Here is a 25,954-nt window from a genome sequence, read left to right as displayed (position 1 = left end):
GCTCAGGCCCGCGTCAGCGCCTTGATCCCGGCAATATGCGACGGCTCGGCCTCCAGCGCCGCCTGTGACAACTCTGCCACCTCAGCATCCAGATCATCCCGCGCAACGATTCGATCCACCAAGCCAAACGTAAGCGCCTCGGGCGTGGTCAGTTTGGCCGCCCCCATCAGGATCAGCTTCGCGCGCGCCGGGCCAACCAACGCCGCCAATCGCGCCGGGTCCGACGGCTGCGGCAGAAACCCCAACTTCATCACCGGGTAAAAGAACTTCGCGCCCTCAACTGCGATCCGCAAATCACAGGCCAAGGCCATGCCAAACGCACCGCCCGCCAACGTTCCGTTCAGCGCCGCAATAGAGAGCCCGTCGAACCGCGCAATCGCCGCCGACAGCCGTTCCCACACAGGGTCAGTGGCCAGCCCCGCCTTTGCCGCCTCCAGATCAGCGCCAGCGCTGAACACCTTGCCAGTCCCGCTCAACACCAGAACTTTTGCGTTGCCCTGCGCCGCTTCGGCGAAATCGGCCAGCTCTGCCAACATCGCCCCGGTCACAGAATTGGCTTTGTCCGGCCGGTCGATGATCGCCTGCCACAGCGCACCGTCGCGCGCGGTGCGGATCATGTGCCCAGCCCCATGGCCGCCCTGATACTGGCATCGCGCAACGACACTTCCTGACCCAGAAACGCATCGCCCCCCGACCCAGCCAGCCAGACCAACGCCTGCGCGGGCCAGTCCGGCGAAATATGCTCTGACCGGTCCATCTGCGAAATCGCCCCGATCCCGCTGGCGCGAATGTCGCCCTGCATGTCAGTGTCCACGGTGCCGGGGCTCAGCCCGATGGCCCGAATTCCCAGCGCGCGCCCCTCCAGATCGGCAGACCGCGTCAGCATCGCCGCCGCCGCCTTGGACGCGCAATAAGCGCTCCACCCCTCCAGCGGGCGTGACGCCGCGCCAGACGAAACGGTCAGGATCGTGCCGCCACCCTGTTCGGCCATCACATCCCAAGCCGCACGCATACCATGATATACACCGTTCACGTTTATCTCCTGTGTCTTTGCCCATGCCTCGGGGTCCGTGTCTCCAAACGGGGCGATCGGATCGATCACACCGGCATTGTTGACCAAGACGTCCAGCCGCCCAAACGTGCGCACCGCGACCTCGACGGCGGCTGCAACCTCGCGGTACCGAGATACATCACACGGAATCGCCAAAGCCGCACTGCCCAGCGCGCCCGCCAGGTCCGACAGTGCACCGCTTGACCGCGCCACAAGCGCAACCTGCGCCCCTTGTGCTGCAAAAGCACGCGCAGTCGCAGCGCCAATTCCCCTGCTTGCGCCTGTGATGAGAACAGTTTTTCGTGATCCTTCGCTCAAGTGCTCTTTCCTCTGCGGGCCGTATGGGCCAGTTTCGCGACAACAGCGCAACCTTGGCCCAGCCGACACGCGCATGCAACGCACCCGCCGGAAAGGATGCCAAAATGATTTCCACCCGCTCCCTGCTGCTCGCCACGACGATGGCCCTGCCAGTTCCCGCCTATGCCGACCTGACCCCCGAAACCCTGTGGCAGGACTGGCAAGACCGCGCCGCCGCAGCAGGGCGCAGCCTGTCCGCCGAAGTTGAACAGGGCGCTGCGCTGACCCTGCGCGGCCTGACCGTGACACGCCCGCTCGGGGACGGAACAGTCACCGCAACCTTTGACCGGATGGACCTGACCCAAGCCGGGCCAGACGTGCAAGTATCCCTGCCGGGCAACCAGGAAATCACCGTGACAGCCAATCCCGGCGAAGGCGGCGAAAGCATTGCAGTCTTCTCGCTTGGCGATGGCCCTCTGACCGCGCTTGCCAAGGACGCAACAGGCGAGCCGACCTATACGCTCAACGCAGACACTCTGACGGCTACCCTTTTGTCACTTACCCAGAATGGCGAAGAGGTCGACGCGGACATGCGCGCAGATCTGTCCGGCCTTGGCGGCACAGTATCGGGCCTGTCCGGTGGGGACGCACCGCTTGTGGCGGACCTGACCGCAGATGCCGTCGCCAGCGAACTGATCGTGCGCGACCCGGCAACCGGCGGTGAAGTCCGCAACACCGCCACTCAGCAAAACGTCGCCATGCGGGCGGAACTGTCCGGCTCCCAAGGCGATTGGTCAATGATTGCCCGCCTTGAAAGCACCGACAGCACATCGGTGAGCCTGCAATCCAGCCCCGAAGGCAGCTTTGAAACTGACAGCAAGCAGGACACCAGCCGCCTTGCTCTCACGCTCACCGACCTGCGCGCCGATTACACGGCGGCCCTGACCGGCATGGTAACGACCGTGAGCGGCTCAATCGTGCCGATGGGTCCGCTTTCGATTGTGATGGGCGCGGCGAACCTGAGCCTTTCCCTTCCGACCGGCCCTGCCGATGGCATCCAAACCGCACGCGTCGCCATCGACCTCAAGGATGCCACCATGGGCGACTCGATCTGGGCCATGCTTGACCCACGTGGGGCATTGCCCCGCGATCCGGGACAACTTTCCCTAACCGCCGAGGCAGACCTTGAAATGATCGATGTACTGGCACCCACCGCGCTGCCAGGCGACGAATCCGTTCCATCCCTCGCACCGCGGGCTGTGCGGATTGAAACCCTTGCGCTGGATCTGGCCGGCGCAACACTTGGCGGCACCGGAGCCTTCACCATCCCCGAAGGTCCGGGCGGCGTTCCGAACATCGCTGAACCAATCGGCGCGCTGGACCTTCAGGCCACAGGTCTCGCAGGTCTGTTGCAGCAAGCCATCGCAGGCGGGATCGTGAGCGCCCAACAGGCAATGGGAGCACAAATGATGCTGGGCATGTTCGCAGTTCAGGGCAACGGCGACACCTTTACCAGCAAGGTCGAAACCGGCGCCGGTGGCACGCTGTTCGTGAATGGCAACCAACTGCGCTAAGCCTGCGGGGGGGCGGCGTATCCGCCCCCATTCGTCATTGCGCCTGCCGGACCGCGCCAAATGCCCCGAAATACTCGCCCAGTTCGACGCCATCTCTGGCACTGAACGTCCCTCCGACCTCGTCGGCATTGGGACCATAGAAGTGACCGGTCACATCGACCACCCCGACAGATTGAACCTCACCCTGACCCGAGGTGACCGAACCGGAAAGGCCTGTACCGGTCACGGTCAAGGTCCCGCTCAGGTCAAGCTCCTCCGCGGATATCGGGCCGGTGACGTCAAGACCGTCACGCATTGTATTGGTCGTTGTAAAATCGGCCGTTGCGAAATCTGTTGTTATTGTCAGATCCGCCGCCGTATTCGAAACAGCTCCGCCCAAATTTGAAAATCCACGCGCCTGCCCTTTGAATTCGGCCGTCGCGGACCCCGGCGAAGGCATCCCGCCAAGCGGCGTTTGGCTACCACCACTGACTGCGCCCGCAAGCCCTGCGTCAGGGCCTTCCTGCCACAAGCCAAATGTCTGATAGGCGAATCCGCCCGCAACAGGATCGTTGAAACTGACCAACGCCCCCGTCGACACGTCTTTGGCAGTCACGATCCCATCCGAGATGCTGATCGTGTCGCCCTGCCGGGTATCGACATCCATGGAAAACCCACCGATCGTGCCACGCGCGGCAATCACCGCGCCGTTCAGCACGTCGAAAGACACGGTGCCATTCTGCACCTCGGGCGATCCCAACGTGCTGCCGCCCGAGTTCGGTTGAGATACAAAATTGGCGACACGCGCATCAACCGGCACTGTAAACGTCTGGATCACAGGGGCCGTGGGCACGCTGTCCCTTTCAGCCTCTGGCAGATCTGTTCCGCTGTCGCTGCGCGTCGTCGAACCGCCACACGCCGTCAACGTGGTCAAGACGATCAACACGATCACGCCGCGTTGCGCTATGTCGTTTCCAGCCTTCATGCCAAGCTCCCAAGTTAGTCTGCACCGCACGTCTTGCGGATCACCCTTACTGCGACCTTCGGAACGAATTTACTGGAAAAGATGAGGTGCCCACCGCAGAACTGTATGTCTCCGTGCGGCAAACGCAATGGAAAGCCTTCACCGCCCCATGCTTGCACGCCCTTCCCAGCCGGTCTACCTGTTATGAACACCAAGCGGAGCTGCGCATGACCTCTACTCTTCAGGGCTTGACCCAAGCCCTTCTCGATGCCGCCAAAAAGGCAGGCGCAGATGCAGCAGACTCATTGGTCGTCCGCGGCACATCTGTCGGAGTGGGAGTGCGCGACGGACGCCTTGAAGAGGCGGAACGCTCCGAAGGTATCGATCTGGGCCTGCGCGTCATGGTTGGACGCCGCCAAGCCTGCGTGTCTGCCTCGGACAGCTCTCCTGACACAATGGCCTCCATGGCCGAACGCGCTGTGGCCATGGCCCGAGAAGCGCCAGAAGATGCGACCATCGGCTTGGCCGAACAAGACCAACTGTCGCCCCTGCGCGACGCCGCCGGGCTGGACCTTGCCGATACCTCACCCGAGCCGGACCCAGAAACGCTGAAAGAGGCGGCACTCGCGTGCGAAACCGCCGCGAAAGACATGCCCGGCATCAGCCAAATCGACCAATGCAGCGCCGGCTATGGCCGCCGAGAGATGTTTCTTGCCGCCACCAATGGGTTTTCTGGCGGCTACGCCCGCACCAATCACAGCATGTCCTGCGTGGCGATCACGGGTACCGGCGCCGATATGGAGCGGGACTTTTTCGGCGATGCACGGCTGCACCGCGCCGACCTGCTGTCTGCGGACGTGATCGGGCGTACTGCCGCCGAACGCGCCTTGGCCCGTGCCGGTGCGCGCCAACCCAAGACGGGACGCTACCCGGTGCTCTACGATGAGCGCATCTCGGCATCGCTGATCGGGCACCTTCTATCCGCAATCAACGGCGGCACCATCGCGCGCGGCGCAAGCTGGCTGCAAGACGGCATTGGCCAATCCGTGCTGCCCGACGGGATGGACCTGATCGAAGACCCGCACCGCCCCCGAATATCTGGCTCGCGCCCGTTCGACGCCGAAGGCCTGCCAACCGCCCGCCGCGCCATCGTTTCAGACGGCATCCTGACCGGATGGGTGCTTGATCTCGCCACGGGGCGCAAACTCGGGATGCACAGCACCGGCAACGCCACCCGCAGCGCCGCAAGCCCGCCAAGCCCCGCGGCAGGAAACCTTGCTCTCACGCAAGGGCCGAAATCTCAGGCCGACCTGATGAAAGACATGGGCACCGGCCTTCTTGTCACCTCCATGATCGGGGCAACCATCAACCCCACCACCGGGGACTACTCGCGCGGCGCATCAGGGCTTTGGGTCGAAAACGGCCAGCCGGTCTATCCGGTCAATGAATGCACCATCGCGGGCAATCTGCGCGATATGCTGCGCGCCATGATCCCCGCCAATGACGCCCGCAAACACCTGTCTCGCGTTGTGCCATCTCTGCTTGTGGAAGGAATGACCATTGCAGGCGCGTGACACGGATCAAGCCCGCGCCGACCTTGCCCTTTTACTTGATGCCGCCCGCGCCGCCGCCGACCTTGCGCTTGGCTTTCACGGCAAGGACCCGCAAGTCTGGCACAAACCCGACGAAGCTGGCCCTGTCAGCGAAGCCGACCTCGCTGTCGACACGCTGCTGCGCGACCACCTGACCGCAGCGCGCCCGAGCTATGGCTGGCTCTCTGAAGAAACTCCCGACAGCCCAGCGCGCCTGTCGTGCCCGGCCAGCTTTATCATCGACCCGATCGACGGCACGCGCGCCTTCGTGGCTGCCGAAAAAGGCTGGGGGCATTCGCTTGCCATCGCCCATGGCGGACAGGTCACCGCCGGCGTCGTTCTCATGCCGCTTTTGAACAAATGCTACACGGCGGCGCTGGGCTGCGGCGCCCACCTCAACGACACCCCCCTCACCGCCAGCACAAACACCGACCCGGATGCCGGTAAAATGCTCGCCCGCCGCCCGCAGATAACCGACGATCTCTGGCCCGGCGGCCCGCCCGCCATGAAACTGGAGCATCGCTCCCCCATGGCCTACCGGCTCGCCTGCCTGGCCGAAGGGCGCTTTGATGCAACCTTCGTGCCCAAACCAATCTGGGAATGGGATCTGGCCGCCGGCGCACTTCTACTGACCGAAAGCGGCCACGCTGCGACCGATCCGAACGGCGCACCGCTTCAGTTCAACGCAAAACACCCCCGTGCGCCCGGCCTGCTCGCCGCCAACCCGGCCCTGCACGCTCAGCTTCTGGCCCGGCGCTAACGGTTGTCCGCGCGCCGCAGCACCGCAAGACCCACCAGCCCCGCAAACAGCATCGGCAACCCGGCAGGCAAGGGCACAGCCGCCATCTGCGGCGCAAACCCAACCGCATTGCTCTGGCGGAACCCGGTCGCCATCGTCACAGACTGCCCCGCCGCCACCGTCACAGTCATTACATAGCGGCTCTGGGCGGTCAGCCGCGCCACCGTATCGCTTCCGTCGCCAATGGCCGTCGCACTCCCCCCGAAGAACACACCGTCAATGCCCCCCGAATTGGGCAGGAACAGCTCTGACACCTCCGCCCCCGGCGCACTGTCCTCCCGCGTCACCAGATACGGCGCCACCGGAAAATACGTCACCGAAGACCCGACCCCCAAATCAAACAACATCTCAAACCCGCCCGATGTACGCGCAAACCCGTCATCCCCATCGAACGACGCCACCATCTCTGCCTCGAATAGACCGGCAATATTAAAAGAGATCGTCCCAATCGTCGTGTTGTCGAACCGATACGACCGCCCGTGTACATGGCTTGACGATCCCGACGCCGCCACCGGATCGTTCGCAAGAAACACCTCCGCATGACCGTCCTGCACAACCGCCCGCCGCGTGATGTCAAACTCGCCTTCGTCCGGGTCATCCTCCACCGTGATCGAAAAATCCAACCGGCCCACCGCGAAATCACCATTGCCCAGATTGACGGTCGTATCGCTCTGCGTTGACAAAACCGGCAGCGGTGGGTCCGCAAACGGGTTGCCCACCTGAAAACTCGACCCGGTGCTGTTGGTGAAACCGGGGTCATCCACCGCGCTGGCCACGTCACTTTCAATCACCAGCGTCGACGACAAGTTCGCAATGTCGATCCCGGTTGGCGACTGCCCGCTGTTAATCACAAAACTATGACTCATACTCAAATCAGAGATCGCCGAAACCGGCGCAGCCTGCGCAGCACCAGAAACAAGTAACACCATCGAGCAAAGGAAAATACCGTGTCGGGTCATGGGGGCTTACCCTCTCTATTGATCTAGAAAATGGAACGGCCCTCAGGGTCGACGGCCAAATTATTGACCTTGGGTAACACAAAACAGCCCAAAACGGCAGCTTTCTGAAAAGCCCCCAACTCTACGACGTGCCCTGCCGCGCCCGCCGCACCTGACCCGCGCCATGTTGTGCACCTGCGCACAGCGATCTTGGCCCGCCTTACGCCGCGCCCAGCGCATCCAGACTCCTACGCGATTCCTACATAACTCTTACGCATGTCATACACCGCCGCCTCGCCGAAATTCGTGCTTCCTTGACCCGATGCCGCAAATGCACAATGGTCCCCGCATAACGCCCATTTGAAAGGTCACGCCCATGCCCCAGCGCCTTCACCTCGTCTTCGGCGGCGAACTTGTGGACCCCGCCAAGACCGTGTTCAAGGACACGGATGCCATTGATATCGTTGGGATGTTTCCCGACTACGCCTCGGCCCACGAAGCGTGGAAAGCCGCCGCGCACCGCACTGTGGACGACGCCCATATGCGCTATTTCATCTCGCATATTCACCGGATGCACGAAGACGCCGATGATGACGCGGAAAACGAAGCGTAATCAATAAGATGGGCCGCAGTTTCGCCCTTTGGGCCTACCTCTCCCTGACCTCTCGCGCCGCCGCGGCGGGCGAAAGACGGCTGGCCAAACGGCTGGCCGAGGGCAAAGAGGATCCGGCCCGCATCGGCGAACGCCGCGGCCTGCCAAGCCTGCCCAGACCGGACGGAAAACTGGTCTGGTTCCACGCCGCCTCGGTCGGAGAAAGCTTGTCTTTGCTGGAGGTTATCCGCCGCCTGCGCGAGTCCGATCCAACGCTGAAAGTGCTGGTGACAACCGGAACGGTTACCTCATCCGATCTGCTGCGTCAGCGCCTTCCCGACGGTGCGGTGCACCAGTTTATCCCTCTCGACATCGGCCCCTTCGTGACCCGCTTCCTGGATCACTGGAAACCAGATCTCGCAATCTGGACCGAAAGTGACCTCTGGCCGGGCCTGATCACACAGACCCACGCCAGAAATATCCCCCTCCTTCTCATCAACGCCCGAATGTCTGATCGCAGTGCAAAACGCTGGCGGCGCTTTCTTCCGGGTGCCGCCCATTCGCTTTTGCAACGATTTCAGGCAGTTCAGGCACAAGATCGCGCGACAGGGCGCGCACTTTTGAAGCTGGGTTTGCCCCGCCACCGGCTGGAAGTGACCGGCACCTTGAAGGAAGGCATGCCCCCGCTGGAGTGCAACGAGTCTGATCGCGCTCGCTTTACCAAGCTGCTGGAAGGGCGTCCGGTTTGGGCGGCGGCCTCCACCCACGAAGGCGAAGAGGAGATCATCGCCGAAGCCCAGATCACCGCTGCGCGCGGGGCGCTGCGCCTGCTGTGCATCCTCGTGCCGCGCCACCCGGACCGGGGCGATGGCATCGTCGACATGCTCAAGGCGCGCGGCCTGCAAGTGGCACAAAGATCCAAGGGTGAAGAGCCAGGACCAAACACGTCGATTTTCGTGGCCGACACAATGGGCGAGTTGGGCCTTTGGTACCGGCTTGCACCGCTGAGTTTCGTGGGCGGTTCCCTGACCGAAATCGGCGGACACAACCCATTTGAGCCTGCCTCGCTTGGCTCTGCCATTATCCACGGGCCCTTTGTTGCGAACTTCAGAGATGTCTATGACAGGCTGAGCGCGGCAGGCGGATCGCGGCAAGTCACCGACGCGGCATCGCTTGCTTGCGCTGTTGCAGAGTTGTCCCAACCGGACCGCCGCGCCCCAATGGCATTTGCAGCGTGGGAGTTGGGATCAGCGGGCGCCGAAGTCACGGACAAAGCCCTGAAGCTGATCCAGTCGACACTCGCCGATACGCGGCAGGACGCCTGATGCAGCCCCCCGTCTTTTGGCTGAACCCACCTGAAAGCCCCGGTTTTGCCGCGCGCCTGCTGACGCCACTTGGCGCGCTGTATGCCGCAGGGACTGCGCGGCGCTTGGCGAAGGGAACACATTGGCGGGCGGATATTCCCGTGATTTGCGCAGGAAACCTGAACGCCGGCGGAACAGGCAAGACCCCCACGGTTATCGCTCTTTTGGAAAAATTGCGCGACAGGGGCATTGCCGCTTGGGTCGTCTCGCGGGGCCATGGCGGGCGCCTCGAAGGTCCGGTTCAGGTTGATCCAGCGCAGCACAACGCCGACGATGTTGGCGATGAGCCATTGTTGTTATCAGCCTTCGCGCCTGTGATCGTTGCCCGCGACCGCGCTGCTGGCGCGCGCATGGCGCAAGACAATGGCGCACAGGCGATCGTGATGGATGACGGGTATCAGAACCCCGCTCTTTTTCAGGATTTGTCGATTGTCGTGGTGGATGCGGCCAGCGGGTTTGGCAATGGCCGTGTCATCCCGGCGGGCCCTTTGCGAGAGCCGGTTCAAACAGGCCTGGCCCGCGCAGATTTGGTGCTGTCCATAGGAGGGAGCGCCGCACAAACCGCTTTTTCCGAACGATGGGGGAAGGTTCTACCCTGTGCGCATACTGTGGCGGAACTTGCACCGCTGCAGACCGGGATGGACTGGAAAGGTCTGCGCACACTGGCATTTGCGGGGATCGGCATGCCGGAAAAGTTCTTTGCCACGTTGCGCGGGCTTGGGGCCGATGTTGTGCAGGCAGTCCCGCTGTCTGACCATCAGGAACTGCGCCCTTCGCTTCTGTCGAGGTTAGAGCAGGACGCGCGCACCAAAGGTCTGCAACTTGTGACGACCGAGAAAGACGCGGTGCGCCTTCCCCCAGAGTTTCGGCCAAAAGTGCTCACCCTGCCCGTGAGGCTGACCAGTCCCGATTGGTCGCTGATCAATGCCGAATTGGACAGGGTTTTGACGCGTTAAAACTCAGCCGTCTTCGCCAAGCTTTTCATCGAGCAATTCGGAAAAGTCGGCGTAAGACATGTTTGAATAAAGCTCGCCATCAATCACGAAAGACGGCGTGCCCTCGATCTTGTCCTTCTCGACATGCTCTTGGTACCATGCAACCAGCGTCTGCGCCTTTTCGCCATCGCTCAGGCAGGCATCAAGCTGCTCTTCGTTCAGCCCTGCACTCAACCCGATGCGGCGCAGGTTGCCAGCCACGGCGGCAGGATCGCTTCCTTGGGTCCAGTCGCGCTGACGTTCGTAAATCTGGTCCGCGACGCCAAAATACCGCATCTCACCGCCGCAGCGCGCCACCATCCCGGCCCAAAGACCGTAGCGGTCGAAATACACCTCGCGATGGACAAATTTGACTTTGCCCGTGTCGATGTAGTTTTCCCTGATCTGTGGAAGAACTTCTTTGTGGAATGTCGCGCAGTGCGGGCACGTGAACGACGCATACTCAACCACGGTCACAGGCGCATCGGCCTGCCCCATCGTCATGTCGACAATCGTGCTGGTATCTACGTCCTGCGCCGGCGCTGCCAGCGGGACAAAGGTCATCGTGGCCGCAACAAGCGCGGGCAGCACGGGGGCAAAAAGGTTGCGCATCAGAAAGTCTCCTTCAGGTGTTCTTTGTCATCACGCGCGCGCCAAGACCGGCAAGCGCGGCCCGCAGGGCAGGATCGCTGACATCTTTTGTCATCGCGGCGCCGACCTGCGTTGCGCCCTCTGACGGGGCGTCTGGATGTTTCGGTTTGGATTCGAACGGGGTCTGGCCTTCGGCAAACCCGTCTGCGGCTGTTTGTGTAATCCGGATTTGCGCTACTGCGTTGTAACCGTAGCACGCGTTGACCCTGTCTCGAATAGCAGGCAATTGCGCCTGCACCATCGGGCCAGCCGCTCCGCGCGCCAAAAGCGTCAGCGTCGCGCCAAGGCCGCCTTTGCCATAATTGATCCGAACAGGTCGGCACAGCCGGGCGATTTCAGGTCCGGCCACGTCTGACCAATGGGTCACCAACCGGCTGACAGCGAAACCACGCGCCTCGCCAGCTTTCTTGATCTGCGGTTGCACCAACCCGCCAGCACGGGCAAAGCCCTTTGCGCGGCGCTTGGGCCGAAAAGATTGTGGTGCGGTTTTTGCCATGAACTCGTGCCTTGGGATGGTGTGCACCCTATCTGACAGGTGGGCAGGGACCAGAGAAATGTTGCCGGAGAACTTAAAACTTGCGTGATCTAGAAAAGACCGCTCCGGCGCGTTTGCTGGAATGGTATGACAGCCATGCCCGCGACCTGCCGTGGCGCATCCCGCCGAAACAAGCTTTGAACGGCGTTCGCGGCGACCCGTATCGGGTGTGGTTATCTGAAGTCATGTTGCAACAGACCACGGTTGCGGCTGTGCGCAGCTATTTCGCGGCATTTACCACCCGCTGGCCCACGGTGCAGGCATTGGCTGCGGCTGATGATGCGGATGTGATGGGGGAATGGGCCGGGCTTGGATACTATGCCCGCGCCCGCAATTTGCTGAAGTGCGCCCGTGTCGTGGCGTCAGACTATGATGGCGTGTTTCCGGATACCGTTGATGGGCTGCGCGCATTGCCGGGGATTGGCCCGTACACAGCCGCCGCCATCGCCGCCATCGCGTTTGATCGGCCCGCCGTTGTGGTGGACGGCAATGTTGAACGTGTGATGGCCCGGCTGTTTGATGTGCATACGCCCTTACCAAGCGCCAAAGCTGAATTAACCGACTTGGCTGGGCGGCTCACGCCCGACACCCGCGCAGGATGTCATGCCCAAGCTGTTATGGATCTGGGCGCGACCATTTGCACGCCGCGCAACCCGGCCTGCGGCATTTGCCCCCTGATCGCCGACTGCGCGGCAAAGGCAGCAGGCACAGCGCAAGACTTGCCGCGCAAGACGCCGAAGAAGCCGAAGCCGATCCGTTTCGGTGTCGCGTATATTGTCCGGCGCAGTGATGGCGCGTGGCTTTTGGAAACCCGACCGGAAAGGGGCCTGTTGGGCGGCATGCTCGGGTGGCCTGGAACAGGGTGGGCCGAAACACTGCCCGACCCTGTGCCCCCAATCGCCGCCGACTGGCGCGACCTGTCGGGCGAAGTGCGCCACACATTCACCCACTTCCACCTGCGCCTTGCCCTGAAGGTCGCCGCGGTTGGCATGGACGCGCGCCCATCGCGCGGCGCGTTTGTCGCTGCAACGGATTTTCGTCCAGCGGACTTGCCCACAGTCATGCGCAAGGCGTTTGATCTGGTGCGGACAGAGGTCAATCAGGAGCCGGAATAAACTCTGCATCATCACCGGGTGGCAATTGAAACCGCCCGTGCGCCCAATCCCCAGCTTTCCACGCCTCTTTTGCAGCGTCGATCTTGTCACGCGAGGATGCGACGAAGTTCCACCAAATGTGACGGGGTCCGCCCAACGTTGCGCCGCCCAAAAGCATCAATCGTGCGCCGCGGTCCCCCGCCGTCAGACCCAACGCGTCGCCGGGACGAAACACCATCATCTGCCCGGTTTCAAACATCTGCCCCGCCACTGTGATGCTGCCGTCAACAACATAGACGCCCCGGTCTTCGTGATTATCCGGAAGCGGGATCACGGCTCCCGGCTCAAGCTGCGCATCCGCGTAGAAAAGTTCGGACATGGTCCGCACCGGCGCATGCTCCCCCCATGCATCCCCAAGGATCAGCCGCACTTTCTTGCCCTCCCCTTCAAGAAACGGCAACGCGTCTTGCGGCTGATGCTCAAAACTGGCGGGGGCGTCTTCGGCACTTTCGGGCAAGGCCAGCCACGTCTGGATGCCAAACAAGCTTGACGGATTTTCACGTGTCTTTTTGCTGGTTCGTTCAGAATGCGTCACGCCGTGCCCGGCCACCATCCAGTTCACCGCACCGGGATGGATCATCTGGTTCGTGCCAAGGCTGTCGCGATGCTGAAATTCGCCCTTGAACAAGTAGGTCACCGTTCCGAGCCCGATATGAGGGTGAGGGCGAACATCAATCCCTTTGCCGGTCAAAAACTCTGCCGGGCCGACTTGATCGAAAAAAATGAACGGGCCGACCATCTGGCGCTTTGGGGCCGGCAGGGCGCGGCGCACCTCGAACCCGCCCAAATCGCGGGCGCGGGGGATGATCAGCGTTTCGATAGCGTCTGCCTCAACGCCCGTCGGGCAGATCGGGGCAATAGTCGGGTTCCAGCTCATGGTCAGTCCTTTCAGGGCTTAGAGTTTGGCTGATAAATTAGCCGGCAAGCGCATCGTGCCCGTTCGGGCGCCAACAGACTTGCGCGGCAACAGGGCAAAGCGGGTAAATTTCAATCCGGCATTCCGCGTATCGGTCGCGCAGATACACCGCCCTTTGGTCGCTGTAACTTTGCACAGGATCGAGGTGGAAACATCGTTCATCATTGGCCCCTTTGATGAGGTCAACGATATCGGATCTGCGTAAATTCACATATAAGAAGTTATGATCACTTTGTGTGCGTGAATGCACCAATTAAATCGAAGCGTCGCTTACCGCCCCGGAAATCGATTTCACATCCTGAAAGGCGCGAATACCCCACAAGCCAGCCTCGCGGCCCACGCCGGATGCCTTTACGCCGCCAAAGGGCGCACCGGGTGCCCGGCTTTGCCCATTGACCTGGACCATTCCGACGCGCAGCGCACGCGCCATACGGTCAGCGCACGCAGCATCAGCGGTCTGCACGTACCCCGCCAGCCCATAGGGTGTGTCATTGGCAAGCGCGATGGCTTCGGCTTCACTGTCAAAAGGTGTGACCGTCAACACCGGTCCAAAAATCTCTTCTCGGAAGACCCGCATTTCTGGCGTCACATCAGCAAGTACGGAAGGACGCGTAAAGTATCCCCGCGTGTATCCCTCGGGGCGGCCCGGGCCGCCGACCACAAGGCGCGCGCCCGCGTCGATACCGCTTTGCAGCAGGTGCTGCACATGAGCGTGTTGTGCCGCACTGACCTGCGGACCAATGTGATCACCCGGTTGATCCGGCAGCCCGATGTGGATTTCGGCAACGATCTGGGCAGCCTTTTCCAACGCCTTCTCATAGATACCCCGCGCCACCAGCATGCGCGATGCCGCATTGCATGACTGGCCATTGTTCCGGAAGCAGTGGGCCAGACCTTGGCGCATGGCGGTGTCTACGTCACAATCTTCGAACAGAACGTTCGGGGATTTGCCGCCCATTTCAAGGATCGTACGCCGAAACCCCTGCGCCGCCGCGATGGCTATGGATTGGCCAGCCCGGGTCGAGCCAGTGAACGACACGGCTGCAATTGCCGGGTGCGCAACCAAAGCCGCGCCTGTGTCTGCCCCGCCCATTACAAGATTGAAAGTACCCGGCGGAAGGTCGATATCTTCCATGCAAATGGCGAACAGCATGGCCGTGTCGGCTCCAAGCTCAGACGGCTTCAGCACCATGGGGCACCCCGCCAAAAGTGCCGCGCCAACTTTCAGGACAATTTGGTTGAGGGGCCAGTTCCAAGGCGTGATCAGCGCGGCGACACCCACAGGCTCATAGCGCACACGATCAGCCGGGCAGTCTGGCGCGACCGGCATGTCATCTGGCGTAGCATCATAGGCCACTTGCATAGCCCGCAGGTGATTTAAGGCCGCCTCGACCTGACTGCGACGAGCGAAGTCGATCGGCACACCGATCTCTCGGCTGATTGTTTGCGCGAAGCTTTCGGCGCGCGCCTCAATCCCCTCAATCATCTGGGCCAGCGCAGACAGACGATGGGTGCGGCCGCTTGTTTGCCAGCCCGATGCCTCAGCCGCCCGAACAGCGTGCAAGACCTGCGCATCGCTTGCTGCGATCACGGGCAAGCGGGCCGCTTCGGTCGCTGGGTCACAGCGCGGCAACGAGTGCCCTTGGGCGACCTCCCAGGCCCCGCCAATCAAAAGGCGGTGCGGCACGGCAGTGTCATATGGCATCGGCACCCTTTCCAAGTCAGGCCCTGTTGTGCTGTGTTCGGGCCAAAGCGTCAATCGACGCTCTGGCCTTGGCGCGCTTGGCATGTTTTACCGCGCTCGACGTGACCAGCCTTGAGGACTCAACATATGTATGCCGTAACGCTTCTGACCAGCCCAAAGGCTCCGACGCTGGATCGCGCAACTGTTGAAAACCTGCGCAACGCGCTCGGCGGCGGTGAAGCGCAGTGGCTTTCAGTTGGCGAGGCCGCGGAATTCGCGTTGGCGCAGCATCCATGCAATTTCGAAGAGATCTGGCAAGCATTGCAGGATCGCGGCGTTGATATTGCCATCCAACCCGCCGAAGGGCGCGCGAAAAAAATGCTGTTGGCCGATATGGACAGCACCATGATCCAGCAAGAATGCATCGACGAGTTGGCTGATATGGCTGGCGTTGGCGATCACGTTAAGGAAATCACCGCGCGCGCGATGAACGGCGAGTTGGATTTCGATGGCGCCCTGCGCGAACGAGTGGGTCTGCTCAAGGGCCTTGATGTGTCCGTGATTGACCGCGTGCTGGCCGAACGGATTACGCATATGCCGGGTGGGCGCACCCTGATCGCCACAATGAAATCACGCGGCGGATACGCAGCGTTGGTGTCGGGCGGGTTCACCGCCTTCACTCAAGCCGTGGCCAAGGCATTGGGGTTCGATGAACATCGCGCGAACACATTGCTTGCGAAGGACGGAAAACTGACAGGAGAGGTTGCCGATCCGATCTTGGGACGCGAGGCAAAAGTGACAGCCCTAACCGAAATTACCGCTCGTTTGGGTATCACGGCTCAAGATGTGATCGCTGTTGGGGACGGGGCAAACGACCTTGGGATGCTGGGCCTTGCCGGAGCCGGGGTTGCCCTTCACGCCAAGCCATCTGTCGCGGCACAGTGCGACTTGCGGATCAACCACGGCGACCTGACGGCGCTGTTGTACTTGCAAGGTCTGTCCAAGTCGGAATTCTCAGACTAGGCGCTGTTCACGATCCCGATGGTCGGTCGGGTTTACCCTTTCGAAACCCTGCCGATTTGCGATATGCTGTTGCATGAGGTTTGCGTCATGTGCAGCATGCCGGGCGAACCGGCGCAACATGACCATAAAGCAGTTATTCCGGAGGCACGGCGCGACATGAAACGCAGCTTAACCACAGGCATTCTCGCAGGTCTGGCCTTTTCCCTGTCTGGCGGGGTCAGCAATGCGCAGGATACGGCAAACAGAGTGGCCGCAAAGACGGACTGGAGTATCTTTGTTGAAGACAGTCCAAAGCAGTGTTGGGTCGTTTCAGCGCCAAAGAACACGGTAAACACGCAAAACGGGCGTGTCGTTGCCGTGCGGCGCGGCGATATATACATGTTTGTGTCGTTTTGGCCGGAAAGCAATCAACTGGGCGAAGTGTCGTTCATGGGCGGCTACCCATTCGCCGAAGGATCAACCGTGTCGCTGTCCGTCGGCGACAGCGATTTCGAGTTGTTCACGGATGGCGAACTGGCATGGGCGGCTTCAGAAGAGGAAGATCGCCGCATCGCAACGGCACTCAAGCGCGGCGTTGAGGCGGTTGTGTCCGGAAGATCGGCCCGCGGCACAAATACCAAAGACACCTTTTCGCTGATGGGATTCACCGCAGCGTATGAAGACGCGCAGAAACGCTGCGAGCCCTGAACAGACATGGGGCCGGTCAAAACCAGCCCCATATTTGATAAATCAGGTTTGGGCTCAGCCCTTTCGGCGTGACCGAACAAAACCGAGTGCGCCAACACCGGCTATTGCAAGCGGCAAAGCCGCGGGCAGAGGCACGGGTGTGGTCGTGTCCAGAGTGGTGTTAAAGTTGTCGAACGCGATCCCGATTTTGCGGGTGCCGCCAAATGTGGTCCCGGTAATTTCGATCTTCGAGATCAGACCAGACAAACCACTGAAGCCGATTTTTGTCACTGCAGCGTCGCCTGCGTCAGCGTCATTGCCGTCGACGAATTGCGACGACAGAACATTGCCAAATTCGTCCTTCGCAACGAATGTAAACTCTTCCAAGTCGCTGCCCGACCCGTCAATGTCACCAACTTCAAAAGACGCTTCGGAAGCGCCCAACGTGTAATCGATCACAAGTTGGGTCACGGTACCGAAGCCCGACGTCAGGAAGTAGCTGCCAAAAGCATCAACCGGATCAGGCGTATCACCGGGGACAAAACCGTCGGCTGGGCCACCCACTTCTACAATGTTCAGTCCGCCCGCGCTGCTGAACGTCACGCCGAATGCAGCTTCAAATTCATCACCGACAATGGCTGTCTTGTTGCCGGCATAGCCAGTTTCAAAGTCAAGCAGTGCCGCCTGCGCCGTGCCTGCGAACAAAAAGGCTGCGGCTGCGATAAAAAATGTCTTATTCATTAGTCTTAAACCTCGGTTGCTAGTTAAGTTCTCAGCCCGGACCTACCAACTGCGCACCGTAAAGATCGACTCATTCTGTACCCCTTAGTTAACACCCGCAGGTGGTCGGGTCCGAATATCACGAGGTGTTTCAACCTGCGCCGTCCTGCTGTATGAGAGTCGCTTGATCCCTCAGCTTTGATCCGAGTGCTTACGATGCCCGCAACGACACCGATTACCCAAGACGTGCTGACCTTCCCGCGCAAAATGCCCGAGACGGACCGGTTGAACCTTGTTGGGCTCACGCGCGACGCGCTTCGTGATGCGCTGATCGCAGCCGGAACGCCGGAAAAGCAATCCAAGATGCGTACCAACCAGGTTTGGCAATGGATCTATGAAAAGGGTGTGCGCGATTTCGATCAGATGACGAACCTTGCCAAGCCGTTTCGGGCCTTGTTGGCAGACAATTTCAGCATCGAGATTCCCGAAGTCGTGCGCCGTGAAGTCAGCGAAGACGGCACCCGCAAATACTTGGTGCGTATCGCCGGCGGGCACGAGGTTGAAACAGTTTATATCCCCGAAGAAGACCGCGGAACCCTGTGTATCTCCAGCCAAGTTGGCTGCACGCTAACCTGTTCGTTTTGCCACACAGGCACACAGCGACTGGTCCGCAATCTGACAGCCGGTGAAATCATCGGGCAGGTGATGCTCGCACGTGACGATTTGGGCGAATGGCCATTGCCGGGGCGCAACCCGAAGGTTGAATCGCGTCTGCTGTCGAACATCGTTCTGATGGGCATGGGCGAGCCGCTATATAACTTTGATGCAGTTCGGGACGCGATGAAAATTGCAATGGACCCGGAGGGGATAAGCCTTTCGCGTCGACGTATTACACTGTCGACCAGCGGGGTGGTTCCAGAAATCGCGCGTACGGCAGAAGAGATCGGCTGCCTTCTGGCCATATCCTTCCACGCCACCACTGACGACGTGCGCGACCAGTTGGTTCCGATCAACAAGAAATGGAACATTGCTGAACTTCTTGAGGCGCTCCGCACGTATCCCAAACTAAGCAATTCTGAGCGAATCACCTTTGAATACGTGATGCTGGACGGGGTGAACGACCGGGACGAAGACGCGCATCGTCTGATTGAGCTGATCCGCGGCATTCCGGCAAAAATCAACCTGATCCCATTCAATGAATGGCCCGGTGCGCCCTATAAGCGGTCGTCAAACAACCGGATCAGAGCCTTTGCCGACATAATTTATAAGGCCGGCTATGCAAGCCCGATCCGCAAGCCGCGCGGCGAAGACATCATGGCCGCCTGTGGTCAGTTGAAGTCGGAAACCGAACGCGCACGCAATCCGCGCCGTGCCCAAACGCCTCCAGACAGCGCCTGACACGCCACAACAAGCGCGAGTTGTTGCGACACCCGACGCAGAACGGCCCATCACAGGGTCGGTTGTTCTGCGACTCAGGCATGGATTCCCGCCATAGGTGAACAACTTTTCCGCGATTAGGCTTTCCTCCGACCGTCTTTCCCGCGCTCCGCGCGCATTTTCTGGGAGGAACCAAGCCATGCCCGATCTGACACAAGCCGTTAACGCCTTTTCGTTTTCGTCCATCGCGGACGTTGGGTCTCAGTTCCGAAGCGCAGGGTTCGGCAGCGACGATATCGCTCCGGCCCTCGGGGCTGCTCAGGCGCTTTCGGCAACCCGCGGGTTGCGACTGGCCAAGGGGGTTCTGGCAACCGCCAACACACGCGCGCAGCTTTTGGACGAGAGCGACAAGATCATTGCCTGGGCACGCACCGGCGATGCGGCAACACGGAAGACAGCTGCGCAGGCGTTTCGCCAACAGGCCGGACGCGGGGGCGAACTTCTCTTTATTCACAAGATTGCCTCTCTGCCACGGGCCGATGCGCGTGCCTTCATGCGCGCCCATCTGGACAGCGGCGGGGATCTTGGGCCCGCGCTTTATTGGCTGCAAATGGCCGGGGCGGAACTGCGCCGCAATCCTAAACGGCACGATACCGCCGGATTTCTGGACGATGTCGGGGATTTTTTCTCGGACGCCGTAGACACAGTTGGCGGCGCGATTGTCAGCGTCGGCGAAGCCGTCGCAGAAGGCGTCTCTGGCGTTGTCGATGCGATCATTGACGCTGGCCGCTCCATTGCCGAAATGGCCGGCGCCGTTGTGTCATGGACCATCGACCAAGTCGCCGATCTTGTTGAATCGCTGATCGAGGCAGGCGAAACGATTGCGTCGATCATGGCGGGAGCCCTGTCTGCGGGACTTGAAGCGCTTCGGAAATTTGCACGCGCCATGATCGAGGCCGGGCGCACGTTAGCTGACTTGGGTGCGTGGGCTTTGACGCAGGCCGCGGGTGTTTTGACCGACGTCTTCGATGCGGTCGTAGAGACACTGTCAGACGTGGCTGACGTCTTGGTTTGGGCCGCGAACCTCGCAGCGGCAACGGTCAGCCAAGTTGTGCAAGCGCTGTTGGATGCAGGGCAAACAGTTGCGCGCCTGCTGGCATCGGTTTTGTCCGCAGCAGGTGATGTGCTGATTGCCACTGTGCGTGCCCTTATGGATATTGGTCAGTCTCTCGGCGAATTGCTGGTCGCGGTGGTCACACGCCCCCTGTCGGCTTTGACAGCGCTGGTTCGGGCGCTGCGCGACATCGGCCAAAGCGTTGCGCAGCTTTTGACCGCAGCCATCAACGCAGCCATCGACGTGCTGGAGGCAACAGTGCGCGCGCTTGTGGCGCTAGGTGAAACCGTCCTTGATTTGGCGGCGTGGGCCGCAACCCAAGTCGCGTCGGTCATGCGCCGTGTATTGGACCTTTTGCTGCGCACCGGGCTGCGCTTGATCGACGTGTTCGCCTCTCTTGCCGGCGCAGCGGTGTCCATCATCCGCAAGACCGTGCAGGCCGCGTTTGATCTGGGCAGAACATTTGCAGGCCTGATCGTCGAATTGTTCGGCCTTGCAGTGGACGTCCTGTCGCAAGTGATCGCCGCAGCCATTGCACTTGGCCGCACGGTCGCGGAATTCGTGGGTGCTGTTCTGACATTCACCTATGAAAACACCGTCAGCCTTGTCCGCGCGGCGATGGACGCAGGCATCGCCATCGCTGAATTGTTGGGCGCGGTGGTCGCTGATGGCTATTTCGCGCTGCGCCGGATCGTGTTTGGCATTCTCGAAGCCGCCGGACCTGTGGGCGATGTTCTGCAATGGGCGCTTGAAACGGCCGAAGACATGGTCAGTGACGTGTGGCACGGTGTGTTATCGGCTGTGCGGTACGTAAATGGCAAAATTACCGAAGCTCTGGACTGGGCGATTGGCATTTCGCGCGACGCCCTCGCGTCGGTTCTGTTTGCGTGGGAAAGCATCGGCGAGCGGTTGATCGATGCCTACCGCCACCTTGGCGCATTGGCCGCACGGCTTGGTGACGTGGTGTGGGACTTCCTTGGATGGGCAACATTTGTTCTGGAAAATCAGGTGGATTACTTGCTGGTTTATCTGGAAAAAGACTTCATTGAAGGTGTCGCAAAAGTCACCGAAGGGCTGCTTCGCGCCGGCCATGCGCTGGCCGATCTGGTTGTGACCATCGCCGATGAAAGCGCGCAGCTTGTGTTGGAAGTTGTGCGCGGCATCCTGCACGTGGGCGGCATCGCTGGGGATCTTCTGGTGGCGACTTTGCGCGAACCCGATGCCTTCCGCGATCACGTGGTCGCGGCAATGCGGGCGCTGAACAATACCGTCGGCGACATTTTCCGCGAAATAGAGGCGCGCGGGGATGCCATCATCCAAGCGGTGACCCTTGCACTGGACCGCCTGGGCGAGGCCGCCGCAGACATCATCGACGGAGCGATCGAAATCGGTGGCGGGTTGCTGGGTGTGGTCATTGCGTCGCTTCTGACCCTGTTGCCCAGTTTCCGCCCACTGGTGGCGGTCGAACGCGCCGATGCTCAGTTGGTCTTTGGCAACACAATCGACCTAGATCGGGTGTTCATCTCGAGCGAGGGGCCGGACAACGAAATCCTGTTCAATGCGCAACAAGCCCTGTCTGGCAGCCCCGACAGCCGTGCATTTGTCGGCATGAACTTGATCAATTTCGACGTGGCAGGCGGTGTGCAGATCGACGACGCGGGCACCATCGGGCTGGAGCGTTGGACCTTCATCCACGAAATGACCCATGTCTGGCAGGGGGAAACCGAAGGGCCCGTCTATATCGCACACGCGATGGCCCTGATGCCGCAGGGGAATGCCGCCTATAACTATGGCTATACCGACACGGCGAACATTTCGCTCACTCAGGACCATCAGACACCCCCGACAGTCCTGACATTCATTGATGCCAACGGGGTTTTGGCCGGCGCGGGGGCAGAGACGGCCCTGAATAACGCAAATGGCGACATTCGCGCGTTCAATGTCGAACAGCAGGGTCAGATCGTCATGCACTGGTTCGTCCGTGCGCATCTGGCTGTGCCGCCGCTGCCCACGACAGAGTGGGACCCCTATATCAACGCTGTACGCAATGCCGCGTGACGGTGCGCTGATCGTTGCAGCGCAATGGGACCGACAATTCATGCGCGAGGCCGCCCTGTGGCGGGACGGACCTTGCCGCGCGACTTATTTCGACGGGGCCGACAGCACGCGTGACGACCTGTTTGCCGCCCTTAAACCCGGCGCGTCGCTGGTTTACTTGGGTCACTCGACGCCGCGTGCATGGCTTGGGTTTCGCGGCATCCGGGCAGATCACATCCCCAACGATGTGCCGCCCTTGGCGCGAGTGATCGCCCTGACCTGCCACGGAGCGGCGGCTGACGGACTGGGTGCAGCGTGGCTGGACGCTGGGGCACGTTCAGTCACTGGACCACAGGGAAGCTTCGAAATCGATGCCCTTCTCAAAATCTCAGCGATTTTGAGGGCCGGCTTTGCAAGCCCCAACTGCCTTGATCCGATGGCTTGCCTAGACGGGCTTTCTGGCTTTCGCACGCTCAGCCAGCAGCCCGCCTAAAGGTACGGACGAACGAGATCAGACACAGGCACACGTGCCTGTAGCCGCGTTGCCAGCAGAAACATCCCCGCGATCTTGCGTTGAAGGTAGAGCGTGTCCATGGGCGGGATCGTCCAGAAATCGCGCCCCTCCCCCAAAACCATACCTTCGGCACGCAGCCGCGCCGCCAAATCAGAAGCCCCAAAGTCGTAAATGCCCGGCTTGCGAAGCGGCACCATCACCATGTCGAACATGTTCAGCAAAATGTCCTCGTGCGCGGCAGTCGTTCGCGCGTCGATGAAACCCACGTCGCGCCCGGCATCGGCCATTGCGAGCTTGTCTTGAGCAACGCCGGCCTTCAACAGGCGAAGATAAGCATCGGTCACGGCGGCGGGGAACTCCCGTGTCGCACCAAAATCCAAAAGCACAACGCGGCCCGTATCTGCGCACCACCGATAATTGGCAAAGTTCGGATCAGTCTGCATCATCCGAAATTCGAAAAGCTCGCGCAGCACCAACGCAACAAGCCGCGTCATTACGGTATCCCGTGTCTCTTGCGGGGCTGTGATCAGATCCTCCACCGCGACGCCGGGAATGAAGCTCATGGCCAGCACATCTTTCGTGCTCAGCTCTGCATGGAGCGATGGCACAGCGAATTCTGGCGCATTCGACAACACCGCGCTGAATCGGCCAAGGAACCGGCCCTCGCGCTCGTAATCTGCTTCCTCGTGAAGTTGCCTCTTGGCCTCGGCGAGCAAGGGCGCGATGTCCAGATCGCTGGGCAAAAGCCCGGTCAGGCGGATCAGGCTTGCCACGTTATCCACGTCCGCATCGATGCTGCGCCGTACGCCGGGATACTGCACCTTGATCGCAAGGTCAGCCCCGTCTTTTGTACGGGCGCGGTGCACTTGACCGATGGAGGCCGCCGCGATGGGGCGCACATCAAACCGGTCAAACCGACCCGTAAAATCACGCCCCCAAGCTGACGACAGAACCGTGCGAAGCTGCTTGGGCGGCATGAAATCGGCCTGTGCACGCAGTCGAGACAGGATATCAGCCAATTCAGGCGGCAGGAAGTCGCCCGTTTCCATGGACACGAGTTGGCCCACCTTCATCGCTGCCCCGCGCATGCGTGCCAACTCGCGCGTGATGCGGGTCGCATTGGCTGGCGTCATTAGAAGCTGTTGAAGAGTGGGGCGTCGCCCGCTGATCGCCTCTTTCGCGCCAGTGACAGCCATATTACCAGCGACACCCCCCGCCATACTCCCGAACCGGGCCAGCCGGACAAATCTGCCGCTGGGCACCGCAAGGCTGCGCGAAGGGTCAGGTCGGTTGGTCATAGGTTCACCTGTGTGCTGGGCCGAAAAGGTAATCCCAGCCGCGCACCCGGCAATGGGTGTCGCGCCAAGACCGCTTTAATCCACGATTGGGACAAGCTTCCTTTCCAACTGCCCGCGTAGCTTTTCATGCTGTGTCGGCAATTTCAGCGCCTCACCCAAATGATCGGGAGCTTCGTCCCTGTCGAAACCCGGCTCGTTTGTCGCGATTTCAAATAGGATTCCGCCCGGCGTGCGGAAATAGATGGCCCAAAAATAGTCGCGATCAATGACAGGGGTTACCTGATACCCGGTCGCAAGAAGCGCATTGCGCACCTCAAGCTGGGCATCCCGGTCAGGCACGGCAAATGCAATGTGATGCACCGACCCAGCGCCATGATGCGCCATGCCAAGACTGGGCGCGCTCTGCAGGTCGATCGTGTTGGCACCGTTTCCGTGATCCATGACCAGTCGAGTTACGCCGTTCGCGGTTTCCGATGTCTGATAACCCATGAAACGCAATAATTCTGCTTCAGGCCCGGAATCACGCAAACGCAGCCTTGCCCCGAAGAATCCTCTGATCCCCACACCTTGCGGAATGTTGGCGCCCGTCCACGCGATACGCGCGTCTTCGGCATGGGTTTCGACCAACGCGAACCGCTCGCCATCAGGGCCATCAAATTCAAGACGTGCATCCCCGAAAATCTCGGTACGCGCTATGGATTTGACACCAAAATCTGCCAATCGAGCCGTCCAATAAGCAAGAGAGCCGGTCGGCACTGCATATTCTGTGATGCCGACTTCGCCCGTGCCAGACTGCCCTGCCGGCATGTTTGGAAATGGGAAGTAGGTCATGACTGATCCCGGACTTCCGGCCGCATCACCATAATACAGATGATAGACGTCGGGCGCGTCAAAGTTCACCGTTTTCTTGACGCGCCGAAGCCCTAGCACCTTTGTGAAGAAGTCGCTGTTCACTTGCGCATCTTTCGCCATCGACGTGACGTGGTGCAGACCTTTGATCTGGTTCATTTCAAATTCTCCCTCCCACTACCGGCGCGCCCACGCAGGGGTGCTTTGCCATCAATATCACTCGTTGGTGGATAGATGGGGCGCGCGTACCCACGCTGACAGGCGGACAGCCGCGCAGACCGTGTGTGAATTCGCGCACCAGCGCCCGTTTTTATCTGGGCTCAACTCAGCCCTGCGGCGACCTGCGCGATGATTTCCATCATACGGGTCAAACGGGCCGATGCCGGGCGACCGCGACGCGCCACCATCCACAAGTCCAGCCATCGCCGTTCGGGTAGATCGGCAATGCGCAAGTCACCGCGACGTGCATAAGAATCGATCCCACTACGCGGCAGCAAGGTGTACCCTACGCTATGCGCAACAGGCGCCGGTATCTGGCCAATTTGATTCACATAGGCCCTTACACGAAGTCGATCTGCGCCCGAATATTCGTTCGGAAAATTCACCTGCAACAGATCGTCGGCATATGCGTTTCCGTCTGGGTGGGCAACGAAGCCACGCGCCTCAAGGTCTGCAAATGTGATTGGCACATCAGGCGCATCCGCAGGAAGCACGAGGCAAAGCTCTTCTCGTCCAAGATATCGTGCGTCTAGTCTGGCGTGGGCAGGATCGTCACTGAGTATGCCAAGGTCAAACCGCCCGTCCAAAACGCCCTCTTGGATGGCCCGATTTGGTCCAGCTTCCAGATGAATGGCGAGTTTCGGGGCTGACTGCATCCAAGGCAAAAGCTGTGGGTACAGTAGGGTCGCGAAACTGCCCGAGCAGGCAACATGCACCCCGCCACTGTCGGGATCATCAATCCCAATGACGTCGCGCAGTAACTTTTCTTCCGCACGGCGTGCGCGCCCAAGGGCAAGCACAGCCTCGCCTGCGCCAGTAACAGCAAAAGTTCTGCCATGTCGGGCGATCAATGGCTGGCCGATCTGCTCTTCGAGTTTACGCAAGTGTTGGGACACGCCCGGCTGGGTCATGTTCAACAACCGCGCTGTTCGCGTGAAGTGCCCTGTTTCGCAAAGGGTTGTAAAGGTTTCGAGCCACGTCGCATTTAACATTCCATGATAATATCAGGTTATTCTAACTATGAAATTTGATAATTTATAATTCGGATAAAAGCGCCCTATGTGATCGGTATC

At 60.7% G+C, this 25,954-nt stretch carries 25 protein-coding genes; 13 read left to right on the top strand and 12 right to left on the bottom strand.

Annotation, left to right across the window (positions count from 1 at the left end; translation table 11 throughout):
• Nucleotides 1-2: 2 nt before the first annotated feature.
• A complete protein-coding gene (locus E2L05_RS06890; RefSeq protein ID WP_133342183.1) occupies nt 3-617 on the bottom strand; it encodes an enoyl-CoA hydratase/isomerase family protein in 615 nt (204 codons plus the stop codon).
• Nucleotides 614-1,369, bottom strand: a complete 756-nt coding sequence (locus E2L05_RS06885) for an SDR family oxidoreductase (RefSeq protein WP_243721897.1) — start codon at nt 1,367-1,369, stop codon at nt 614-616. Before E2L05_RS06885 ends, E2L05_RS06890 begins: the two co-directional genes overlap by 4 nt.
• 104 nt (nt 1,370-1,473) lie before the next feature.
• Here E2L05_RS06885 and E2L05_RS06880 point away from each other — a divergent pair, with 104 nt between their 5' ends.
• Nucleotides 1,474-2,922 carry a DUF2125 domain-containing protein gene (locus tag E2L05_RS06880; protein ID WP_165971705.1) on the top strand — a complete coding sequence of 483 codons (1,449 nt, stop codon included), beginning with the start codon at nt 1,474-1,476 and terminating at the stop codon, nt 2,920-2,922.
• Nucleotides 2,923-2,956: 34 nt separating this feature from the next.
• On the opposite strand, the gene E2L05_RS06875 is transcribed toward E2L05_RS06880, so the two are convergent.
• The gene (locus tag E2L05_RS06875) at nt 2,957-3,886 is read right to left on the bottom strand and encodes a transferrin-binding protein-like solute binding protein (RefSeq protein ID WP_133342178.1); all 930 of its coding nucleotides are present in this window, start codon (nt 3,884-3,886) and stop codon (nt 2,957-2,959) included.
• Nucleotides 3,887-4,092: 206 nt separating this feature from the next.
• Between E2L05_RS06875 and E2L05_RS06870 the strand changes: the two genes are divergently transcribed.
• Nucleotides 4,093-5,439: a TldD/PmbA family protein gene (locus E2L05_RS06870; RefSeq protein WP_133342176.1), complete on the top strand. Its 1,347-nt coding sequence runs from the start codon at nt 4,093-4,095 to the stop codon at nt 5,437-5,439.
• Nucleotides 5,426-6,217 (top strand): 3'(2'),5'-bisphosphate nucleotidase CysQ, encoded by a 792-nt coding sequence (locus E2L05_RS06865; protein WP_133342175.1) that lies wholly within the window; start codon nt 5,426-5,428, stop codon nt 6,215-6,217. The genes E2L05_RS06870 and E2L05_RS06865 overlap by 14 nt, the downstream gene beginning before the upstream one ends.
• On the opposite strand, the gene E2L05_RS06860 is transcribed toward E2L05_RS06865, so the two are convergent.
• Complete coding sequence (locus E2L05_RS06860; protein ID WP_133342173.1) at nt 6,214-7,122, bottom strand: VPLPA-CTERM sorting domain-containing protein; 909 nt, start codon at nt 7,120-7,122, stop codon at nt 6,214-6,216. The genes E2L05_RS06865 and E2L05_RS06860 overlap by 4 nt on opposite strands.
• A gap of 448 nt (nt 7,123-7,570) precedes the next feature.
• Here E2L05_RS06860 and E2L05_RS06855 point away from each other — a divergent pair, with 448 nt between their 5' ends.
• From E2L05_RS06855 to lpxK, 3 genes are read left to right on the top strand one after another with little or no spacing between them, the layout of a single operon-like run.
• Nucleotides 7,571-7,807, top strand: a complete 237-nt coding sequence (locus E2L05_RS06855) for a DUF4170 domain-containing protein (protein WP_133342172.1) — start codon at nt 7,571-7,573, stop codon at nt 7,805-7,807.
• 8 nt (nt 7,808-7,815) lie between these two features.
• Nucleotides 7,816-9,111: a 3-deoxy-D-manno-octulosonic acid transferase gene (locus E2L05_RS06850; protein WP_133342170.1), complete on the top strand. Its 1,296-nt coding sequence runs from the start codon at nt 7,816-7,818 to the stop codon at nt 9,109-9,111.
• Nucleotides 9,111-10,106, top strand: coding sequence for a tetraacyldisaccharide 4'-kinase (gene lpxK, locus E2L05_RS06845; RefSeq protein ID WP_133342168.1), 996 nt, complete (start codon nt 9,111-9,113; stop codon nt 10,104-10,106). The genes E2L05_RS06850 and lpxK overlap by 1 nt, the downstream gene beginning before the upstream one ends.
• Nucleotides 10,107-10,109: 3 nt before the next feature.
• On the opposite strand, the gene E2L05_RS06840 is transcribed toward lpxK, so the two are convergent.
• Together E2L05_RS06840 and E2L05_RS06835 are read right to left on the bottom strand one after the other, a co-directional pair.
• Nucleotides 10,110-10,736, bottom strand: a complete 627-nt coding sequence (locus tag E2L05_RS06840) for a DsbA family protein (RefSeq protein ID WP_133342167.1) — start codon at nt 10,734-10,736, stop codon at nt 10,110-10,112.
• A gap of 13 nt (nt 10,737-10,749) precedes the next feature.
• Nucleotides 10,750-11,271 carry a DUF721 domain-containing protein gene (locus E2L05_RS06835; protein ID WP_133342165.1) on the bottom strand — a complete coding sequence of 174 codons (522 nt, stop codon included), beginning with the start codon at nt 11,269-11,271 and terminating at the stop codon, nt 10,750-10,752.
• A gap of 80 nt (nt 11,272-11,351) precedes the next feature.
• Here E2L05_RS06835 and mutY point away from each other — a divergent pair, with 80 nt between their 5' ends.
• Complete coding sequence (gene mutY, locus E2L05_RS06830; protein ID WP_133342164.1) at nt 11,352-12,425, top strand: A/G-specific adenine glycosylase; 1,074 nt, start codon at nt 11,352-11,354, stop codon at nt 12,423-12,425.
• Here the strand turns inward: mutY and E2L05_RS06825 are convergent.
• Nucleotides 12,406-13,341, bottom strand: a complete 936-nt coding sequence (locus E2L05_RS06825; RefSeq protein WP_133342162.1) for a pirin family protein — start codon at nt 13,339-13,341, stop codon at nt 12,406-12,408. The genes mutY and E2L05_RS06825 overlap by 20 nt on opposite strands.
• A gap of 25 nt (nt 13,342-13,366) precedes the next feature.
• Here E2L05_RS06825 and E2L05_RS06820 point away from each other — a divergent pair, with 25 nt between their 5' ends.
• A complete protein-coding gene (locus E2L05_RS06820; protein ID WP_133342160.1) occupies nt 13,367-13,585 on the top strand; it encodes a hypothetical protein in 219 nt (72 codons plus the stop codon).
• 48 nt (nt 13,586-13,633) lie between these two features.
• Here E2L05_RS06820 and E2L05_RS06815 read toward each other — a convergent pair whose 3' ends face one another.
• Nucleotides 13,634-15,085 (bottom strand): aldehyde dehydrogenase family protein, encoded by a 1,452-nt coding sequence (locus E2L05_RS06815; protein WP_165971704.1) that lies wholly within the window; start codon nt 15,083-15,085, stop codon nt 13,634-13,636.
• Between the two features lie 126 nt (nt 15,086-15,211).
• On the opposite strand from E2L05_RS06815, the gene serB reads away from it, so the two are divergent.
• Both serB and E2L05_RS06805 read left to right on the top strand, forming a co-directional pair.
• The gene (gene serB / locus E2L05_RS06810) at nt 15,212-16,087 is read left to right on the top strand and encodes a phosphoserine phosphatase SerB (RefSeq protein WP_133342157.1); all 876 of its coding nucleotides are present in this window, start codon (nt 15,212-15,214) and stop codon (nt 16,085-16,087) included.
• Nucleotides 16,088-16,243: 156 nt separating this feature from the next.
• Nucleotides 16,244-16,774 (top strand): invasion associated locus B family protein, encoded by a 531-nt coding sequence (locus tag E2L05_RS06805; protein ID WP_133342156.1) that lies wholly within the window; start codon nt 16,244-16,246, stop codon nt 16,772-16,774.
• Between the two features lie 54 nt (nt 16,775-16,828).
• Here E2L05_RS06805 and E2L05_RS06800 read toward each other — a convergent pair whose 3' ends face one another.
• Complete coding sequence (locus E2L05_RS06800; RefSeq protein ID WP_133342154.1) at nt 16,829-17,494, bottom strand: VPLPA-CTERM sorting domain-containing protein; 666 nt, start codon at nt 17,492-17,494, stop codon at nt 16,829-16,831.
• Nucleotides 17,495-17,689: 195 nt separating this feature from the next.
• Here E2L05_RS06800 and rlmN point away from each other — a divergent pair, with 195 nt between their 5' ends.
• The 3 genes from rlmN to E2L05_RS06785 all read left to right on the top strand — a co-directional run bounded on the left by rlmN (nt 17,690) and on the right by E2L05_RS06785 (nt 22,494).
• Nucleotides 17,690-18,871: a 23S rRNA (adenine(2503)-C(2))-methyltransferase RlmN gene (gene rlmN, locus E2L05_RS06795; RefSeq protein ID WP_133342152.1), complete on the top strand. Its 1,182-nt coding sequence runs from the start codon at nt 17,690-17,692 to the stop codon at nt 18,869-18,871.
• A gap of 178 nt (nt 18,872-19,049) precedes the next feature.
• Complete coding sequence (locus E2L05_RS06790) at nt 19,050-22,022, top strand: hypothetical protein (protein WP_133342151.1); 2,973 nt, start codon at nt 19,050-19,052, stop codon at nt 22,020-22,022.
• Nucleotides 22,012-22,494 (top strand): hypothetical protein, encoded by a 483-nt coding sequence (locus E2L05_RS06785; protein ID WP_133342149.1) that lies wholly within the window; start codon nt 22,012-22,014, stop codon nt 22,492-22,494. Before E2L05_RS06790 ends, E2L05_RS06785 begins: the two co-directional genes overlap by 11 nt.
• Here the strand turns inward: E2L05_RS06785 and E2L05_RS06780 are convergent.
• The 3 genes from E2L05_RS06780 to E2L05_RS06770 all read right to left on the bottom strand — a co-directional run bounded on the left by E2L05_RS06780 (nt 22,491) and on the right by E2L05_RS06770 (nt 25,873).
• Nucleotides 22,491-23,813: an ABC1 kinase family protein gene (locus E2L05_RS06780; RefSeq protein ID WP_133342148.1), complete on the bottom strand. Its 1,323-nt coding sequence runs from the start codon at nt 23,811-23,813 to the stop codon at nt 22,491-22,493. The genes E2L05_RS06785 and E2L05_RS06780 overlap by 4 nt on opposite strands.
• A gap of 75 nt (nt 23,814-23,888) precedes the next feature.
• Nucleotides 23,889-24,821, bottom strand: coding sequence for a VOC family protein (locus tag E2L05_RS06775; protein ID WP_133342146.1), 933 nt, complete (start codon nt 24,819-24,821; stop codon nt 23,889-23,891).
• A gap of 161 nt (nt 24,822-24,982) precedes the next feature.
• On the bottom strand, nt 24,983-25,873 hold the full coding sequence (locus tag E2L05_RS06770) for a LysR family transcriptional regulator (protein WP_133342145.1): 891 nt from the start codon (nt 25,871-25,873) through the stop codon (nt 24,983-24,985).
• Between the last annotated feature and the right edge of the window lie 81 nt (nt 25,874-25,954).

This window comes from Meridianimarinicoccus aquatilis, from assembly GCF_004358675.1.
Classification (GTDB): domain Bacteria; phylum Pseudomonadota; class Alphaproteobacteria; order Rhodobacterales; family Rhodobacteraceae; genus Meridianimarinicoccus; species Meridianimarinicoccus aquatilis.
The sequence above is the reverse complement of the archived record's forward strand: the minus strand, read 5'-3'. Positions and strand labels throughout refer to the sequence as shown.

Bases quoted from the DNA above. Each gene is read 5' to 3' on its own strand.
- E2L05_RS06890 (WP_133342183.1), bottom strand. From the start codon at position 617: ATGATCCGCACCGCGCGCGACGGTGCGCTGTGGCAGGCGATCATCGAC.
- E2L05_RS06880 (WP_165971705.1), top strand. From the start codon at position 1,474: ATGATTTCCACCCGCTCCCTGCTGCTCGCCACGACGATGGCCCTGCCA.
- E2L05_RS06875 (WP_133342178.1), bottom strand. From the start codon at position 3,886: ATGAAGGCTGGAAACGACATAGCGCAACGCGGCGTGATCGTGTTGATC.
- E2L05_RS06870 (WP_133342176.1), top strand. From the start codon at position 4,093: ATGACCTCTACTCTTCAGGGCTTGACCCAAGCCCTTCTCGATGCCGCC.
- E2L05_RS06860 (WP_133342173.1), bottom strand. From the start codon at position 7,122: ATGAGTCATAGTTTTGTGATTAACAGCGGGCAGTCGCCAACCGGGATC.
- E2L05_RS06855 (WP_133342172.1), top strand. From the start codon at position 7,571: ATGCCCCAGCGCCTTCACCTCGTCTTCGGCGGCGAACTTGTGGACCCC.
- E2L05_RS06850 (WP_133342170.1), top strand. From the start codon at position 7,816: ATGGGCCGCAGTTTCGCCCTTTGGGCCTACCTCTCCCTGACCTCTCGC.
- lpxK (WP_133342168.1), top strand. From the start codon at position 9,111: ATGCAGCCCCCCGTCTTTTGGCTGAACCCACCTGAAAGCCCCGGTTTT.
- E2L05_RS06840 (WP_133342167.1), bottom strand. From the start codon at position 10,736: ATGCGCAACCTTTTTGCCCCCGTGCTGCCCGCGCTTGTTGCGGCCACG.
- E2L05_RS06835 (WP_133342165.1), bottom strand. From the start codon at position 11,271: ATGGCAAAAACCGCACCACAATCTTTTCGGCCCAAGCGCCGCGCAAAG.
- E2L05_RS06825 (WP_133342162.1), bottom strand. From the start codon at position 13,341: ATGAGCTGGAACCCGACTATTGCCCCGATCTGCCCGACGGGCGTTGAG.
- E2L05_RS06815 (WP_165971704.1), bottom strand. From the start codon at position 15,085: ATGCCATATGACACTGCCGTGCCGCACCGCCTTTTGATTGGCGGGGCC.
- serB (WP_133342157.1), top strand. From the start codon at position 15,212: ATGTATGCCGTAACGCTTCTGACCAGCCCAAAGGCTCCGACGCTGGAT.
- E2L05_RS06805 (WP_133342156.1), top strand. From the start codon at position 16,244: ATGAAACGCAGCTTAACCACAGGCATTCTCGCAGGTCTGGCCTTTTCC.
- E2L05_RS06800 (WP_133342154.1), bottom strand. From the start codon at position 17,494: ATGAATAAGACATTTTTTATCGCAGCCGCAGCCTTTTTGTTCGCAGGC.
- rlmN (WP_133342152.1), top strand. From the start codon at position 17,690: ATGCCCGCAACGACACCGATTACCCAAGACGTGCTGACCTTCCCGCGC.
- E2L05_RS06790 (WP_133342151.1), top strand. From the start codon at position 19,050: ATGCCCGATCTGACACAAGCCGTTAACGCCTTTTCGTTTTCGTCCATC.
- E2L05_RS06785 (WP_133342149.1), top strand. From the start codon at position 22,012: ATGCCGCGTGACGGTGCGCTGATCGTTGCAGCGCAATGGGACCGACAA.
- E2L05_RS06780 (WP_133342148.1), bottom strand. From the start codon at position 23,813: ATGACCAACCGACCTGACCCTTCGCGCAGCCTTGCGGTGCCCAGCGGC.
- E2L05_RS06775 (WP_133342146.1), bottom strand. From the start codon at position 24,821: ATGAACCAGATCAAAGGTCTGCACCACGTCACGTCGATGGCGAAAGAT.
- E2L05_RS06770 (WP_133342145.1), bottom strand. From the start codon at position 25,873: ATGTTAAATGCGACGTGGCTCGAAACCTTTACAACCCTTTGCGAAACA.